The sequence below is a fragment of the Paenibacillus sp. FSL R5-0744 genome (genome assembly GCF_037972555.1).
GTDB lineage: Bacteria > Bacillota > Bacilli > Paenibacillales > Paenibacillaceae > Paenibacillus_AQ.
This window is the reverse complement of the sequence record NZ_CP150228.1, coordinates 4,087,986-4,103,438: the sequence shown is the minus strand read 5'-3', so window position 1 is coordinate 4,103,438 and position 15,453 is coordinate 4,087,986. Positions and strand designations below refer to the sequence as shown.

At 41.3% G+C, this 15,453-nt stretch carries 16 protein-coding genes; 10 read left to right on the top strand and 6 right to left on the bottom strand.

Translation table 11 applies throughout. The features are described 5' to 3' along the window. Positions 1 to 149: 149 nt before the first annotated feature. A complete protein-coding gene (locus tag MKY19_RS18090) occupies positions 150 to 866 on the bottom strand; it encodes a glycosyltransferase family A protein (RefSeq protein ID WP_042189343.1) in 717 nt (238 codons plus the stop codon). Further along, entirely contained in the window at positions 863 to 1,570 is a 708-nt protein-coding gene (locus MKY19_RS18085; RefSeq protein WP_339265501.1) for a glycosyltransferase, read from the bottom strand. Before MKY19_RS18085 ends, MKY19_RS18090 begins: the two co-directional genes overlap by 4 nt. Before the next feature lie 340 nt (positions 1,571 to 1,910). On the opposite strand from MKY19_RS18085, the gene MKY19_RS18080 reads away from it, so the two are divergent. From MKY19_RS18080 to MKY19_RS18050, 7 genes are all read left to right on the top strand, one after another. Then, complete coding sequence (locus MKY19_RS18080; RefSeq protein ID WP_076300592.1) at positions 1,911 to 2,483, top strand: hypothetical protein; 573 nt, start codon at positions 1,911 to 1,913, stop codon at positions 2,481 to 2,483. Between the two features lie 68 nt (positions 2,484 to 2,551). Continuing rightward, a complete protein-coding gene (locus MKY19_RS18075) occupies positions 2,552 to 3,220 on the top strand; it encodes a hypothetical protein (protein ID WP_339796623.1) in 669 nt (222 codons plus the stop codon). After that, positions 3,183 to 4,193 carry a hypothetical protein gene (locus MKY19_RS18070; protein WP_076300594.1) on the top strand — a complete coding sequence of 337 codons (1,011 nt, stop codon included), beginning with the start codon at positions 3,183 to 3,185 and terminating at the stop codon, positions 4,191 to 4,193. The genes MKY19_RS18075 and MKY19_RS18070 overlap by 38 nt, the downstream gene beginning before the upstream one ends. 35 nt (positions 4,194 to 4,228) lie before the next feature. Then, on the top strand, positions 4,229 to 4,978 hold the full coding sequence (locus MKY19_RS18065) for a hypothetical protein (RefSeq protein WP_339796620.1): 750 nt from the start codon (positions 4,229 to 4,231) through the stop codon (positions 4,976 to 4,978). Positions 4,979 to 5,015: 37 nt separating this feature from the next. After that, positions 5,016 to 5,582 (top strand): hypothetical protein, encoded by a 567-nt coding sequence (locus MKY19_RS18060; protein ID WP_339796617.1) that lies wholly within the window; start codon positions 5,016 to 5,018, stop codon positions 5,580 to 5,582. 62 nt (positions 5,583 to 5,644) lie between these two features. Then, positions 5,645 to 6,103 carry an SMI1/KNR4 family protein gene (locus tag MKY19_RS18055; protein WP_339796615.1) on the top strand — a complete coding sequence of 153 codons (459 nt, stop codon included), beginning with the start codon at positions 5,645 to 5,647 and terminating at the stop codon, positions 6,101 to 6,103. Between the two features lie 21 nt (positions 6,104 to 6,124). Then, positions 6,125 to 6,706: a DUF4303 domain-containing protein gene (locus MKY19_RS18050; protein ID WP_256721748.1), complete on the top strand. Its 582-nt coding sequence runs from the start codon at positions 6,125 to 6,127 to the stop codon at positions 6,704 to 6,706. Positions 6,707 to 6,804: 98 nt separating this feature from the next. Here the strand turns inward: MKY19_RS18050 and MKY19_RS18045 are convergent, their stop codons facing one another. Then, a complete protein-coding gene (locus tag MKY19_RS18045; protein ID WP_339796612.1) occupies positions 6,805 to 7,380 on the bottom strand; it encodes a hypothetical protein in 576 nt (191 codons plus the stop codon). Positions 7,381 to 7,888: 508 nt separating this feature from the next. On the opposite strand from MKY19_RS18045, the gene MKY19_RS18040 reads away from it, so the two are divergent. After that, positions 7,889 to 8,395: a DL-endopeptidase inhibitor IseA family protein gene (locus tag MKY19_RS18040; RefSeq protein WP_339796610.1), complete on the top strand. Its 507-nt coding sequence runs from the start codon at positions 7,889 to 7,891 to the stop codon at positions 8,393 to 8,395. 271 nt (positions 8,396 to 8,666) lie between these two features. On the opposite strand, the gene MKY19_RS18035 is transcribed toward MKY19_RS18040, so the two are convergent. The 3 genes from MKY19_RS18035 to MKY19_RS18025 all read right to left on the bottom strand — a co-directional run bounded on the left by MKY19_RS18035 (position 8,667) and on the right by MKY19_RS18025 (position 11,774). Continuing rightward, positions 8,667 to 9,497, bottom strand: coding sequence for a carbohydrate ABC transporter permease (locus MKY19_RS18035; RefSeq protein ID WP_149646055.1), 831 nt, complete (start codon positions 9,495 to 9,497; stop codon positions 8,667 to 8,669). Position 9,498: 1 nt separating this feature from the next. After that, the gene (locus tag MKY19_RS18030; protein WP_076286224.1) at positions 9,499 to 10,386 is read right to left on the bottom strand and encodes a sugar ABC transporter permease; all 888 of its coding nucleotides are present in this window, start codon (positions 10,384 to 10,386) and stop codon (positions 9,499 to 9,501) included. Positions 10,387 to 10,454: 68 nt separating this feature from the next. After that, positions 10,455 to 11,774, bottom strand: a complete 1,320-nt coding sequence (locus MKY19_RS18025; RefSeq protein ID WP_339796607.1) for an extracellular solute-binding protein — start codon at positions 11,772 to 11,774, stop codon at positions 10,455 to 10,457. Between the two features lie 244 nt (positions 11,775 to 12,018). On the opposite strand from MKY19_RS18025, the gene MKY19_RS18020 reads away from it, so the two are divergent. Beyond that, complete coding sequence (locus tag MKY19_RS18020) at positions 12,019 to 13,590, top strand: response regulator (RefSeq protein ID WP_339796605.1); 1,572 nt, start codon at positions 12,019 to 12,021, stop codon at positions 13,588 to 13,590. Then, the gene (locus MKY19_RS18015) at positions 13,587 to 15,302 is read left to right on the top strand and encodes a histidine kinase (RefSeq protein ID WP_076300602.1); all 1,716 of its coding nucleotides are present in this window, start codon (positions 13,587 to 13,589) and stop codon (positions 15,300 to 15,302) included. The genes MKY19_RS18020 and MKY19_RS18015 overlap by 4 nt, the downstream gene beginning before the upstream one ends. The last annotated feature ends 151 nt before the right edge of the window (positions 15,303 to 15,453 follow it).

The window sequence follows — 15,453 nt, the reverse complement described above, 5'->3', positions numbered from 1 at the left end:
AGACTGGATAGCAAGATGGTTATGTTGCCATCCTGTCTTTTTATTGGGCTATTACCGCACAAATGGTAGTCTCTCGTTATGGAACAGTGTCCGGTAACATCAGCAAATAACTCGATCTGGCCAAAGTCTGCATTTCGTATTTCATTAATTCAGTTTCGAGTGACGTATTTTTTGAAGTTTTTTACTTTAATAACTTTAACACTTTTTGATAAAAGCTTCTTGTCGCTGACGATCCAGGTGTGATCTTTGGAGTTTTTTCTACGAATTGCAGCGAAGTTATACTTATTACCTGCGTAAATCTTAAAGCCATGAGCTGCGCAATCAGCACAAAATTTAACGCATTCACCTCTGTTCCGATTTGGAAAAGAAATCTGATCGAACACCTTGCGTTTAATGAGTAGGGTCGCACCTTGAACATTGGTTACATATTTATTCTCCATTCGGAGGTAACGAAGCAAAAGTAACTTCTTATCATTCAAATACATATAGTGAGCCCGTTTTCCAACGATATCTGCTTTAGTCTTATGGAGTATTTGCATGCTATCAGTTAAATAGTTGGAAGCGTAATAATCGTCATCATCAAATTTTGCAATATAACTATAATTCGCTAATTGCACACCAAAATTCAAACAATAACCGAGAGAATGATGTTCCGGTACTTTAAAAACCCACACATTCTTATGTTTTTTTGCAGCAGCTGTATAGTCATCTATCTTCAAACTATCATTATTTATGATTACGATAAGTTCTTTAAGATTAAAATTTTGTCGTCGATAGTTATCAAACAGTGTATTTATACAGTCAGCTCGTTTCGTACAGGTCAGAATAGATACAGCAGATATAGTGGAATCTGTAGCCCGTTTCATAATTTGATCTTTGGACTGCGTCCAACAAATGCTTTGTAATTTTTAATATTACGGATGATCTTATGGTTTGCTATTAAAGTGCTATCACTGATGATCCATGTGTGCTTTAAAGAGTTTTTTCTACGGATGGCTACGAAGTTATTCTTACTCGCAGAATAAACCTTATAACCTTTCTTTCTGCTTCTGCTGCAAAAAAGATCATCTTCACCCACGTTTTTATTAGGGAATTTCACATGATCGAATACTTTACGTTTGAAGACGAGTGTAGCGCCTGGGAGATGGGTAACTGTTCGATGTTCGTCATGCGCGAAACGAAGGATTAAAGTCTTTGAACCACTTAAATACATATAATGAGCCCGCTTTCCAAGAATATCAGCATTTGTTCTATTTAATGTCTGAATACTTTCTGTCAAATAATGAGGGGCATAATAATCGTCGTCATCGAATTTGGCGATGGTATGATATTTGCATTTTGTGACGGCATAGTTTAAGCATGAACCCAGAGTTTGATGTTCTGGCTTACGAAATATCTTTATGTTTTTGTATTTTTTAGCTAAGTGTTGGTAGGGGGAAAGTGGAATTGCATTGTTATTGATAATAATGATGAGTTCTTTTTGGGCATATCGTTGTCTGTTGAAATTTTGGAGTAGGTTGTTTAAATAATTTTGACGATTTGTACAGGTAATAATAGAAACACCTTTCATCTAACCAACCCCTCAGATGCTTTTTTTGGAAAAAGTCTCATAATACGATATGTCCAAGTTAGAATAGAGTAACGGCATATTAACCTCAGGGATGCAAAAATGGATTTTTATAAAGAACACAAGATCACAGTCATGACTGTGTTATCGAGATCTAGCTCAGCTTGAAGCAACAATACAGTATCTCTCCCTAGTAAAGGCCATTTCCAAAATTCAGGTGAAAAGTAGGAAGACTCAGGACAAATGATCACTATAATGGAAATAAGAGACATACTTAGATACAATCTATAGGATATAAATAAGAATTAGTCTGAATAAGAAAGCGATTAGAGGAGGCCATCTCGTGGGAAGATCATTCGCAAATTTGCATATCAAGTCGAACAACCTTGAGAAGACTGTCGGAGCATTAAGAGAGCTAAGCGAAGGGCATGCCACAGTATTAGGCAAGCCAAATAATGAGGCTCAAGAGTTCAATGTTGTCATGTACGTAAGCAAAAGCAACGAGTACTGGATCAGCGTGCTCCATGATTATTTTGTATGGGGTACGGTGAAGAAGATCGGCAAAACGCTGTCTCGGCTTATCGAGGAGCCAGTGATGACCGCCGGATATATAAATGAGGAAATATTCGAGTTGTCGTTGTTCGAGAATGGAGATATTGAGGCCGAAAGAATCTTTTGTGAACAGTGGACGAGGGATGAATATGAACAACTCAAAGAAGAGCGTCTTAACGATGACTATTTGCAGAAAGCGTTGGATATCCGCAATGAGGATTTTGACGACTTCATTAGCATTACGAGTCCGGCACAAGCCGTAGATAAGCTGTCAGAACTCGTAAGAATGTCATTATGGAGCGATTGGGAGTGGATCCCGCACGAAGAAACTCTCAAAGAACGATTTGCGAAATATGAATTTTGAAAATAAATGAGCAAATGGCTAAGGTCATCTGAGATGACACTTTAGAACATGGCGGTGAGAGAAAAGAAATGGATAGATTAAAGAACAGCGGATTTTATAAACTTAGATTCTTCATAAGGCCGGAAGAGTTTGAAAGCGTTTTGAAGCTTTTTGAACATAAGCAAGCGCAATTTTATCTAACCAATTATGCCCAGACAGAGCATGACCAGAATCAGGTGTATGAGGCGTATCAGTCATTTTATCATTATTTTACGGCAGAGGAAAAAAGGAATGATGGTCACCCATTCTTTGTTTATTCCATTTCTGTTGCGTCTGATAATGAAGGCTCCGGATTTTTTGCGAGAAATGAAGGTGTCCATTTTCCCTATTACGGACAATGGGCAGAGGATGAATTGCCGTGTATCTTGCTTTCATTTCCTAAAGGCTTTCAAATGGATTTGGAAGATGAAAACGGGAAGTATTATATCTATGAGGATATCAGGGATCATAAGCCGTTAACATATAAGTTTTTCGATGAAATAAAAGACTCTATTAATAAAATGACAAAGCCGCTTCGCTTCTCGGCGCATGACGCAGATGCTATGAAGGAGCAAAAGCCTTCTGTGCGTATAAGCCATGATGCGATTCACGATTTGAAAAAATCGTGGATTTTCAGTAAATACGGGCTTGTGATCAATGGCAAAAAAGGAGGATTAATGGATGCGGAAAATATGGAAAAAAAGAATTCTGATCAATAATCCTGCCCTGCTGGACCGGGATCTGATCGAGCGGGATTTGCACGACGGTAACCAAGTGATTATTCAATTTTCTCACCCGGATTTTTATGGCTCCATATTGGAAGAAGTGGATGAGCTTTGCGCGCGCTGGAATGAGGATTTCGGAGTACGTTTCTACGCCCACTATTCGCTGTCTTTTGATTGTCATACTCTCTTGCGGATTCCTCATGTGAAAATGCTGCACCTCGATAGTCTCACCCAGGCACATAACACTGAAGCATTGGCGAAGCTGGATCACCTGCGCAGTTTGAGCATAGGCATATACGAGCTGGAGAATTCGGAAATTTTGGGGATTGATACGTTGCACTCTCTAAATAAATTAAACATTATCTCGGATAAAAAGACCCTCAACCTGCAATATTTTAGAGAGTTCTCTGATCTGGAGGAATTACATGTAGGGGGTAAGGTTAAAAACCTTGATGCTATAGGTTATCTGGAGAACTTGAATTATCTCGCGCTGCATTCGATCAGCAAACTGCCGTTACATTGTATTAATCGGCTGAGGAAGCTGGAGCACCTTCGCATTTTGCTTGGAGGCCGGGAGCACATTCATGAAATTGAAGAGAATACAATCGAGAACCTGGAGATTACTAGAGTCCGCGGCTTCCATGACCTGACCAATATTACAGCCTTTCAAGCGCTGAAGAGACTTGTTATTGAGGATCAAATCCAACTGAAGGAAATCAGCTTTAACCAGGATATGAAGGCACTGGAGGAACTTTCTATTAGGAATTGTAAAGGCTTAACCCGTTTGACGGGAATGGAGCAACTACCTTTGCTGCACACGCTTCGTATTCTCAAGACGGCAATCGATTTTGATTCCTTTATCCATCAGAAACTTCCGAATTCTTTATCTTCAGTGGAGTTTGCAACTTTCAAAAGTAAAGCAGACCGGGAAATACAACAATCTTTAGCAAAATTGGGTTTTCAATAAAAGGTAGGATCGTTCAGTTAACAGGAGGAGTATTTATGTACATCGTATCTCAGCTAAACCCGCTATCTGACGGCCAAAACCAAGCACTTGCGAAGGAAGACGTTACTGTTTATCCACAGGGCTACCTCCGGTTTTTGCGGCGATTCGGTGAAGGGACTTACAGAGGGTGGTTGAATGTTCAGCTTCCCGATGCGGAGGTGCTTAAACCTTTTGCCGAGTACGGATTATGGGAGCATGACGAAAACAGCCCCATTAGTGAGCAACAGATCGGCGAGTGTATCGTTATAGGTACAACGGTGGACGGTGATTTTCTGGCAGTACATCCCCAGACAGCTAGGCTGCTCTGGCTACCTCGGCATGCGGAGCACGTAAAGGCGATTTCCCTGCAGGCACGGGAGCAGGAAGACGAAGGGATGTACGCCTTGGTGCTGGATGAAATATATCGTCAGGTGTATGGAATCAGCCAAGGGGAGAGCATCTACTATGAACCGTGGACGGGCACTCGGAGCCATCTCTTTTTGCGTTTGCCACAAGGACAGGATCAGCTTACGCTGCCCGAACTGGCCGACTTATGCCAAAACGAATTTCCGCCGGATTTGTCCATTGAGAATGCCTATGCTTGTTTCCTGTTCTACCGGCAGCTGGGCGGCTATGTACGATTGAATTATGCCTACCAGCAAGAGGTGGCTGTCTTCTATGAACAGGATGCGGGGCAGGCGTTTGAAGTTATGGAGCAGTGGCTCTTGTCGAAAGGCTGCGAAGCGATCTCAGAAAATAACAGATGATCCGGATACTCCTTAAGTGTGGGAGAGGGAGGTATGTATGAAACTAGTTTTTACTTTGGATACACATGGAACGTGTGTGGGTCAATTGAGAGATGAGCTGCTGCCCTTAGAGGAATTAGCAAATACATGGAAGTTTCCCTATGATATCTTTTTTGTATTGCGTGTTTTACCTGAAAGTTATGGTCGAACAACATCCAGACGTTTTGATAGCAGGGATCATACCCTCGAATTAGATATCAGCATAAGTTATGAACAGTACCAACGGATGTCCAAGCATGAGCAACGTGAGGTATTAGGCAGTCACCTTTGTAACTATTTGTCAGAGTCAGTCGCTAAATATAATAAGCATGCAGATAAGGAAACTCAAAATCAACTACTGGATCTGGTGAAAAAATGGATGCTTGAAAACAATTGGCTAAATGGAAAGCTAAATCAAGCACGGAAACTACTTTCGCAAGACATGCGTCTTTATGAAGTCAGCCAAAAATTGCAGATGCCATTAGAAGAGATTGAGTATATCCTTCTCCGTATGAATGACTATGAGCCAACTGACGTTCATCCTGATAACATTGTAGCAGGAAAAGCGCCGCCATATCATTTGTAGAAGATTGGAGAGATATCCAAAACTTACAATAAACCCATGTATAAGGAGAGGGGATCGAACTTATGTATGAGCGTTTGGCAGAAAAACTGAAAACGACCTCCGCTTTAAAATGGTTTCCTGGCCATGGTGCGGAAGAAAGCTGGATAGCAGAAGCTGAAGAGGAATTAGGATTCTACCTGCCGCCATCTTATCGCTGGTGGCTGGTTCATTACGGTAATGCCCGGTTGGGAGACGGCAATATTCTAGCGATCGCAGCTCCGGAACATAGAGAGTATTACGACGGCGACCTTCTTTACATACATAGACTGAATAAAGCCGAGGAATGGTGGGTAGGTCGGTTTCCCCACAGACTGGACTTGTTCGTGCCGGATAGCGACGAGCTTTATTTTTTTGATACGTCTACTAGAGATAAACAGGGGGAATTTCCGATCATGTGTTATGATCTCATGAATGATTTGATCGACAAGTATGCTTCAACGTTTGCGGAATTTCTAGAACGGCTGATTGACGAGCGTTCTTAAATAACCTGAGCTGATCGACTAATGGAAAGGAGGACCATTATCATGAAGCCGATGCAAGAAATAGAGACGCTGGCGATAGAAATCGCCGCTGCTGCCAGAAAGTCATTTCGTGCTCTTTTTGAAAATGGCGAACATTATTATTACTGTACGCTACATACTACTGGCGAGGGACATGCGCCTAGCATCTCTGCCTGGTCGTGGGAAGCTTTGGAGATGGAATCGACCAGACAAGGAGACGAAAGTGACACACCGGGATCGACGATTGCTGAACTCATCAAATGGTCCTATGCCGATTCACCCTATTGTTGTTTCGGGGATGAGAACTTCGATCACGTTAAACAACGATTCATCGAGCGTCCTTTCATTGCGGATCTTGAGAATGACGAAGGGAATCGCGAGTTTGATTTGAGGCTGAAGGCCATGGAGCTGGCAATGAAAATGCTTGATGATGAAGGCATGTTTGCCATGAATCAGCTGCGAGAGTCAGTATGTGTCCTTGTCGAAGTCATGCCGCCGGATGAGATCAATACCGAAATCGCCCTACGTTTGAATCGGGCGGAATCACCGGTTATGCAAGCATGGTTGACGGAAGCGGCGGAGTAGAAACGTTAGTCTCCCGTACTTAGGAATTTTGCCACTTTAGTCGCGAGTAGTTCAATCAGTTGCTGCCACCAGTGAAAGCCGGCAGTCTTCACAACTAACTAGCCCACTCCTAGTAAGGTGTAATTAGTATATATTTTGCGACTGATCGGAAATCTAAAGCTGATTCTGAAGCCTGAATCTTGTGCTCTGATAGTTAGTAAAAAACGGGAGCGTATTAATCCGCGAATTAAACTGTTCAGTCTTGTCGTATTACCTGAATTAATTGCGGCAGTGACACGCGTTGCAAATGGAATATCAGTTGCCAACCTGAGGTATAAGGGAAGAATAGCTTGTACTACTACGAGATGTTCTCCCACTTTATACTTACTTTGAGCGGGGTCAAGAAAAAAACCGTTGACGTATAGTCGATCCCGCATAGGTGTACGAAAGCCGAAACTGTACCCTGATCCCAATTCTGCAATTGGGGCATGGCTTACCTTTTGAAACAGTCTTTCCATCTGCACAAAATCAATCGTATTCACCGCTTGCACCCATGCAGCTGAGTATGCTGGATTGCGTACGATTTCGCGATAGAAGGGCAGCACATTTCGTATCGTTCGTCTTAAAATTGCAGGTGTTATAAATTCGTTTTGCTGTTTGCGAACGGGGTGTTGACGTTTTCTTTTCTTATTCAATATGCTTCCCTCCTTGAAAATTCAGTTATCTGCAACATATGCTTTACCGGAAAGATGCGTTTGGACATTTCATCGAAAAAGCACTCCAGGCTTTCGGGATTTAGATTTACTGCTAGAGAGATAAGGAAATTACTTAGCAAGAAATGACGCGGCTGCCGGTAGGAACGGTTTAGTCGCGTTTTGTTTGTGTGCTGCAGCTTGCATGGAAATGATCGATATTCTCTCCCGAAATGTAGGTATACAAGGATGAAATCTGTTTTATTTTTCAATGTTCGGATATCCGCTATCATCTTCATTTGCTCCTTGACAACGAAGATTGTAATGCGAGAAGTGCGAGCAGTAATCGTTCCTTGCTACAAGTTGCTTTCTCAAAAATAAGGTTTTTACTTATGAGCCGGCAAACATCATGAAATGAAAAATCATGAAATACGAGGATCCATTCTTGCCGTGCCTTCCATAAGGTAACATACATAGAATGCAATGGAAGAGCGATAAGGAGGGAGACGGCATGGTTTCGAGAAAACGACTTATGGCATTTATTCAGAATGCGGAAAAGGCATGGGAGAAAGTAGTCTTTTCGTATGATCTAAACAGTCCACTGATTCGAATCGGTGATTTTGATTACTACAGACTTCCCTTACGATTCTCGACCCGAATCAAAATTTTTCGGTATTACCGCCAATTTTGGAACAATGTGTACGCAAATCGCATGATCTGCTCCGCAGGTTTTAAAAACATTCGAGGACGTCTTTACTCTCCTGATGCAGATACGGGGGGATTGCCTAGCAGAGTGTTGGGTTTGAAAATTATAAACCAGACAAGCACAAATATAATAGTTGACGCTATTTTAGGTATTCCAGGCGACTCAATCGCTGATGGGGAAAATGTTCGTTATTTCATCTTGCGCAACCCATCCACCCAAGTACTTACGATCAATTTACGCAGAAGCCGATATGCCGATTACCGTTACGATCCATGCAAAAAAAAGAGTAGGATACTAAGAAGGAAAAAATAAAATAGCGCCTGTTATATAGAGAGATAAATTATTCATTGAAAAAACTGATTGCAGAAAGAAGAGCTAGAGCTTTTATATTGAGATGGATAGTAGCCAAATCGGTAAAATGAATTATTGAACTAACAGAAAACGTTACTTCAATAAAACAGCGACAGCCTAGGACTTTTTTCTCGTCCTGTGCTATCGCTGTTTTAATTTCTAGGTTCAGTGTAATATTTTACTTTCTGCTGACAACTGTATGATTCAGTGTGAACCCCTTGTCATTAACTCCCTATCCCTTTAGCGAGCCGGACGTGATGCCGTTAATGATATATTTTTGCATGAAAATGTAGAACAGAATGAGTGGTGCGACCGCTAGGAGCATCATCGGGAAGAAATTCGTCCAGTCGGTCGAGAATTGCCCAATATTGCGGAACACTTCTAAGAGTAATACACCCTTTGAACGGGATTGCAAGAACAAGAGCGGTGTCATGAAATCATTCCATACACCCAGTGTATTCACGATCGCTACAGTGGCAATCACCGGCATAAGCAGCGGGAACACAATCTGCAAGAAAGTTCTCCACACCCCACAGCCGTCTACTTTTGCTGCTTCTTCCAGTTCAAATGGAACGGTAGAACCGATAAAGCTTTTAATTAAAAAGATAGAGAGCGGGAGGCTGTAACAAATTTCTATAAGAATAACACCCGTGTGGGAATTCATAAGTCCAAGCTGGGATACTTGTTTATAAAGTGCCAAGATCCCCATTTGGTACGGTACCATCATTCCAACCATGAATAAAAGGAACACGAGGCGATTGAAGCGGTTCGTATGTCGTACCAAGCTGTAAGCAGCCATCGCAGAAAACATAACAATACCCGCGACGGAGGAAATCGTAATGAGAAGGTTATTTCCTAACACATGGAAGTAGTTCATTGCTTTAAAGGCGCGAACGTAGTTGTCGAATGTGATATTAATTGGAAGGCCCATCGGACTAGAGACTGCATCAGCTGGGGTTTTAAAAGTCGTGATAATCAAATAGTAAATAGGGATCAAAAAAATCGCGGCTATGACGATCAAGAGAATTTCAGTAACGGCAGACCCTTTAGTATATCGATTCATATTACCGCCGCTCCCACATTTTGATTAGTGTAAAGTGAAGAAAGGTGATGAAGCCAACGAGGATCACGAAGACGATTCCGAATGCGGCTCCGTAGCTATAGAAACCTTCACTGAGCCCTTTTTTGATCATGAGTGATACGATCGTTTCAGTAGAATACCCAGGGCCACCTCCAGTCAAGGCATAAACAATATCAAATACCTTCATACCGTTTATCATCCCCATAACCGTATTGAAGGTGATCGCTGGAAGCAGTAGAGGAAGCGTGATATAACGGAACAATTGCCACCCGTTCGCTCTGTCGATCTTCGCCGCTTCATAATAATCTGTTGAGATGCTCTGTAAGTTGGCCAAATAAATAACCATTGTGTAACCCACCCACTGCCATACGGAGGCGATGATGACTGAGTAGAGCGCAAGACGCGGATCTCCGAGAAAATTGATGCGTTCGAAGCCAAGAGCAACTACTAGTTGATTAATCAAGCCGAAGTCGGAAGGTGAGTACATAAAATTCCAGAGAAAACCGATAACCAATACGCTGAACACCGCAGGAAGGAAGAACGCAGCCCGCAGCAGATTTTTTGTTTTTAATTTTTTATTGAGAAATACCGCTAATGGAATGGCTAGCAAATTCTGTCCGAGCATCGCGAGTACTGCATAGATTAAAGTGTTGCTAATCCCTGTTAAATAGAGGGAATCTTTAAATAGAGCGATATAATTGTTTAGTCCAACATATTTGACAACAACGGGATGCACGTCTGACCAGTTCGTAAAGCTGTATACAGCGGTCTTTAACGTCGGATATATGAAAAAGGTACAATAAATAAGTAAGGCAGGAAGCAGAAGCAGAACATAATTGATTTCTCGTTTGAAAATGTTTGGTTTGTTCATACGCAACAACCTTTAGCTTATAGGATGTACAAGGAGCAAATCGCTTTGCCCCTTGTAATTTATACGACCTATTTAGATTTCTCCAGCAGTTCAACTGCTTTTTTGTCTACCGCTTCTAGCACTTGTCGAGGCGTTTTAGTACCTGCTATGATTTCTTGAATACCTTTTCCTAGATCTGAGAAAGCAGGACCAGCAACGCCCCAATTATTAACAGGGTACATGACATTGCCCGCCTTGAAAGCTTCTTGAGCACCGTTGTACTCTGCTGGCATTTCAAAAGTAACCCCTTTCAAAAAAGAGGAACCTCCTTTATTATCGACCCAGTAAGCATTCTGACCTTCTGGTGTAGATAACAGGTCAAGCACCTTGTACGCTGCATCCTTGACTTTGGACTTCGCATTCAAACCAAACGATACCCCTGGACCACCGACCATCCAACCCGGGCCACCTTTTGTACCCAGGTTCGGGAACATATCAATCTTCATGTCAGGCGCCTTTTGCTTAAAGGTTTCCATATACCAAGGTCCTGCTTGGAACATAGCTGCCTTGCCACTTGTAAACTCGTCAATCGCTTGTTCTTCTTCAAGCCCAAGCATATCTTTGGTGAAGACACCACGTTTCAAGTATTCGGTCCATGTCGTCAAAGCAGGCTCCAGGGCATCGACCATTTTTGAGTTTCCTTTACCAAAATCATCGTTCCATTTTTTTCCTTCGGTTGTGCCGATAAATTCATTAAGTGCTAAACCAAGGAACGACTGGCCTGCTACGTTAGGATTTTTTAGACCGATTGCTTGCGGTTTAATTCCATTTTTCTTAAGTACTTCAGCTACTTGGAAATACTCATCAAGCGTTGTTGGTACGTTTAGGTCATATTTGGCAAATAGATCAACATTATAGTAAACCCCGTTAAACCAACTAGCTTGCGGCAATCCGTACAGTTTATTATCAAATGTCGCGGTGGACGTGCCGGTTTCATAATACTTACTAGCATAACGTTCTGTTAAATCTTCGAAATATCCTGTCTTGACGGTATTTGCGTCGATTACTCCACCGATAATGTCAGGACCTTCGCCTGCTGCAAGCTGGGTCTTGATGACATCTACGTAAGTCTTGTTATCGATGAACTGATACTCCACTTCTATATCGGGAAGTTTATCTTTGAATAATTGCAGAAGTGCCTTTACACTGTCTTCTTTGTTCCAATAGGATAATCTAACCTTCATTTTTTTTACCGGTTCGGGAGCCTTTGATTCTTTCGGCGCCGCCGTATCATTTGGTGTTGCACTTTCCTTTGTGCTGCTGTTGTTCGTACTGTTGGAACTGCAGCCTGTTATGAGGATTGACAAGGCGAGTAAAGCAGTAGTGGGAATTAACCACGTTCTCTTCATACAAAGACCTCCCAAATTTAAAATTTGTTTTGCGGTATAGATTTCATTGTAATGTAAATACCATTTCCATCGAAATAACAGATTTTTGCGAAATCTAACAGAATCCATCTGACAATAGAAACCAAATCATGTGGTTAATGTAACATGGTATGAATTGGAATGCCTAGTGTGCTATGCTTTGGTTTGTAGTGAGTATCCTCTGGAAGCGAGTAAATACCGCCCGATGAACGGTTAGGAGGAAAATATGTATCATATTCTAGTAGTCGATGATCAACAAGCCGAAATCGATGCTATTGAATGGCTTATTCAGAAGCATGCTCTACCCTTTTCTGTTGCTCAGGCCAACGATGGGGAAGTAGCGCTGGAATATATTAGGGGCCATCATGTAGATCTGTTATTCACGGATATTCGCATGCCATTCATGGACGGTTTAGAGTTAATCAAGCAGGCAAAGATAGTCATTCCGGACCTTAAGGTGCTTATTTACAGTGCTTATGGGGAATTTGAATATGCACAAAAAGCGATTCAACTTGGAACGGTTAGTTATATGTTGAAGCCGATCGATGTGAAGGAATTCCTCAAAATATTCCAATCCATAATCGCTATACTAGAGGACGAACGACTTCAGAGAGAGAAGGACGAGTTGCTGATCAAAGGCTTTCATAAAGGAGTGGCGTATGAGAAAGAAAAGCTCCTGTTTGATCTCATTCAAGGTCGTGAGAGTGACGTCCATTACGAGGAACGGGCAGCTTTTGCTGGACTAAATCATCTGGAAAATAAGCGGATGTATATGATTATGATTGGATTGCAAAATCACTTTTTTGATCAACATCATACAGAAGCGTTTGAATTTCTTCAATCGACTAGTAAACATGAGATGTTTTTATTACATATCAATGAATACCAAAGCATCATGCTCGTCGTAATTGATCCCGCTTCAAAGAACAGCGATAACGGGCAAGAGCTTATGACTTATGGAGAAAAGGTTAAAGAATGGCTGGAGACTCGCTTTGACCGGCGATGTTTAATTATTGTCGGTAGTCCGGTAGATAAGCTAGAGGGGCTTCATGACGAGTTCACCCAAATGGAAGAGTTAATGAATTTTCGGTTTTTTATGGATAGAAGTGTCGTTTGTTCCAAAGATGCCGAAAGCATTCATGACCATATAGACGACGAATCGTTAGAGCTTATGCTTAAGGAGATTTATACTTCCATTGCACGAAATGAATATCGTACACTCGAGCATCAAATAGAGTATCTCATTGCGAGTATGCGAAATAGTAAGCGCTTTAGTTCTATGTATGCCAAACTTTTATTTACAGAAATATTGAAAAAAGTAGTAGAGCTTCAAGGCAAAAAAAGCAGCAGTTTACTAAAGGAAGGTTTGGAGCGAATCGCACTTTGCAATTCAATTGCTGAGTTGAGGCAAGTCATTTTATCCGTTTTTCAGGAACATTTGCTGCAAATTAAAACGAATACAGATGATCAATGCCGCAAAGTAATTGAAGATGTACAGATACTCATCCAGATGGAGTACGGAAATGATATTGGGGTTGACTATTTAGCTAATCGTGTCTTTTTATCGCCAAGTTATTTAAGTTTCCTCTTTAAAAAAAGTACAGGTCAAAACCTAATCAAATATATTACAGCTGTACGTATGGAGCGAGCGAAGGAGCTACTGCGAGATTCAACGATTAAAGTTGTTGATATTGCCAGTACAGTTGGATTTGCGAATACTTCCTATTTTAATTTAATGTTTAAGCAGCATAACGGCCTGACTCCTATTCAATATCGGGAGGGTGGCGGAAGAAGATGAGTCTGCTCAAATTTATTCGTAATATCCGCCTGCGTCAGAAATTATTGCTTTCATATGTGATTGTTATCTTCCTGCCAACGATTGTACTGGGCTTGTATGCCTATCAAAGTTCCAAAGCTTCATTGAAAAGCCAGGTTCAGCAAAGCGCGGATAACGAGGCGAGGAAGCTGGCGTTAGAAATTAGTTACCGTCTTCAGAGACAGGATGTATCCATGAAATCGATTGTATTTCATCCTGCGCTTCTTGATTTGATGAGTAATCCAGATCAGGATTTGTACGCTCAATTTAAGACGTTGAATGATAAAATTGAACCTATTTTTTTTAATTTAATGTATATGGTTGGGGATATGACTGAGATTATGTTGTATTCTGAGAATCGGCAATCCGAATTAGGAAACTTCATTACGCCTTCTTCAGCAGTTAAGGATAAGGATTGGTATGAAGCGACAAAGAGCAGCGAGTCAACGAAGTGGTGGTTCGAGGATGGAGAATTGTTTGCCACTCGAGTGATTCGCGATATCGATCTTCAAATCGTGAGCGCTGAACTTTACGTCCGGTTTGATTACAATAAAATCTTCGGTGATTTCATTGGCAAGATGAATGAAGGTAGGGGCATCATTATTACCGATCAAAAGAATCAGCCGGTGTTAACAGAGCATGCCCCGCAGATGGATGATGTTCAGCTTCAATCCCTTTCAAGGAGTGGTACTTCAAAAGCAAGCTTAGGTGGCGAATCCTACCTAGTTATAAACAAAGATATTCCGCAAACCGATTGGGTCCTGCATTATTTGGTTTCCGATGATCAATACAATACAGGCATTCGCAATATTTTAAGCGCCACGGGTATCATTGTACTCATCTGTATGGTTTTCCTCAGTATCATTATCTTCTTGTTCTCAGAGACGCTGTTAAGAGGAATCGAGAAATTAAACACCAAAATGAAGATGGTGGAAGATGGTGATCTTACGGTTGTTGTATCCACGAATTCCAAAGATGAAATCGGGCAGCTTACCGATCGTTTCGGTTCTATGCTTAAACAAATTAATCAACTCATTTCGGAAGTATATCAAACAAAGGTCACGCAAAAGTCAGCCGAACTCAAAGCGTTGCAAGCTCAGATCAATCCCCACTTTCTATATAATTCTTTATCTTTAATTAATTCCAAAGCGCTGCGAATCGATGCTCAAGAAATTAGTGACTTGGTAAATAACCTTTCTAGTTATTACAGAACGACTTTAAATAAAGGGAAGCAAATTATTGCGATTCAAGATGAATGGACTAACGTTCAAGCATACATACATATTCAATTAGCTATGCACAATTCAAGATTTGACGTAGAATTCGATGCCGACGACAAGGTATTTCAATTTGAAATGATTCATTTGATTTTACAGCCGATAGTTGAAAATGCGATTATGCATGGCATCGATCTGAAGCGGGAGGGGCGAGGTAAACTCATCCTGCGGGCAAGTCTTGACGGTGAGGATATTGTTTTTGTCGTGGAGGATAATGGCGTCGGTATGGAACCGTATATGATCGCACGTATTCTTGAACATGAAAGTTCCGGCTATGGGATTAAAAATGTGCAAGAAAGATTACAGCTCTTATTTGGATCTGAGTACGGGATCAATATTCATAGTCAACCTGGGATTGGCACTTCCGTTATCGTACGCATACCGCAGTATCGTCACATCAGAGAAGAAGATTCATGATCACATAAGGGCCAATGCTCATAAAAGCATGGCCCTTTTTTTGTTTACAATCGAAATCTGTTAGATTTCAAAAAATACTCTTATTTAGCAAGACTTCAATTGAGATTATAATGCATAATGTGAGCGCTTTAAATGTGTTCTAAAATTAAAT

Bases quoted from the DNA above. Each gene is read 5' to 3' on its own strand.
- MKY19_RS18060 (WP_339796617.1), top strand. From the start codon at position 5,016: ATGAAACTAGTTTTTACTTTGGATACACATGGAACGTGTGTGGGTCAA.
- MKY19_RS18020 (WP_339796605.1), top strand. From the start codon at position 12,019: ATGTATCATATTCTAGTAGTCGATGATCAACAAGCCGAAATCGATGCT.
- MKY19_RS18050 (WP_256721748.1), top strand. From the start codon at position 6,125: ATGGAAAGGAGGACCATTATCATGAAGCCGATGCAAGAAATAGAGACG.
- MKY19_RS18055 (WP_339796615.1), top strand. From the start codon at position 5,645: ATGTATGAGCGTTTGGCAGAAAAACTGAAAACGACCTCCGCTTTAAAA.
- MKY19_RS18040 (WP_339796610.1), top strand. From the start codon at position 7,889: ATGGTTTCGAGAAAACGACTTATGGCATTTATTCAGAATGCGGAAAAG.
- MKY19_RS18065 (WP_339796620.1), top strand. From the start codon at position 4,229: ATGTACATCGTATCTCAGCTAAACCCGCTATCTGACGGCCAAAACCAA.
- MKY19_RS18085 (WP_339265501.1), bottom strand. From the start codon at position 1,570: ATGAAAGGTGTTTCTATTATTACCTGTACAAATCGTCAAAATTATTTA.
- MKY19_RS18030 (WP_076286224.1), bottom strand. From the start codon at position 10,386: ATGAACAAACCAAACATTTTCAAACGAGAAATCAATTATGTTCTGCTT.
- MKY19_RS18015 (WP_076300602.1), top strand. From the start codon at position 13,587: ATGAGTCTGCTCAAATTTATTCGTAATATCCGCCTGCGTCAGAAATTA.
- MKY19_RS18090 (WP_042189343.1), bottom strand. From the start codon at position 866: ATGAAACGGGCTACAGATTCCACTATATCTGCTGTATCTATTCTGACC.
- MKY19_RS18025 (WP_339796607.1), bottom strand. From the start codon at position 11,774: ATGAAGAGAACGTGGTTAATTCCCACTACTGCTTTACTCGCCTTGTCA.
- MKY19_RS18070 (WP_076300594.1), top strand. From the start codon at position 3,183: ATGCGGAAAATATGGAAAAAAAGAATTCTGATCAATAATCCTGCCCTG.
- MKY19_RS18035 (WP_149646055.1), bottom strand. From the start codon at position 9,497: ATGAATCGATATACTAAAGGGTCTGCCGTTACTGAAATTCTCTTGATC.
- MKY19_RS18075 (WP_339796623.1), top strand. From the start codon at position 2,552: ATGGATAGATTAAAGAACAGCGGATTTTATAAACTTAGATTCTTCATA.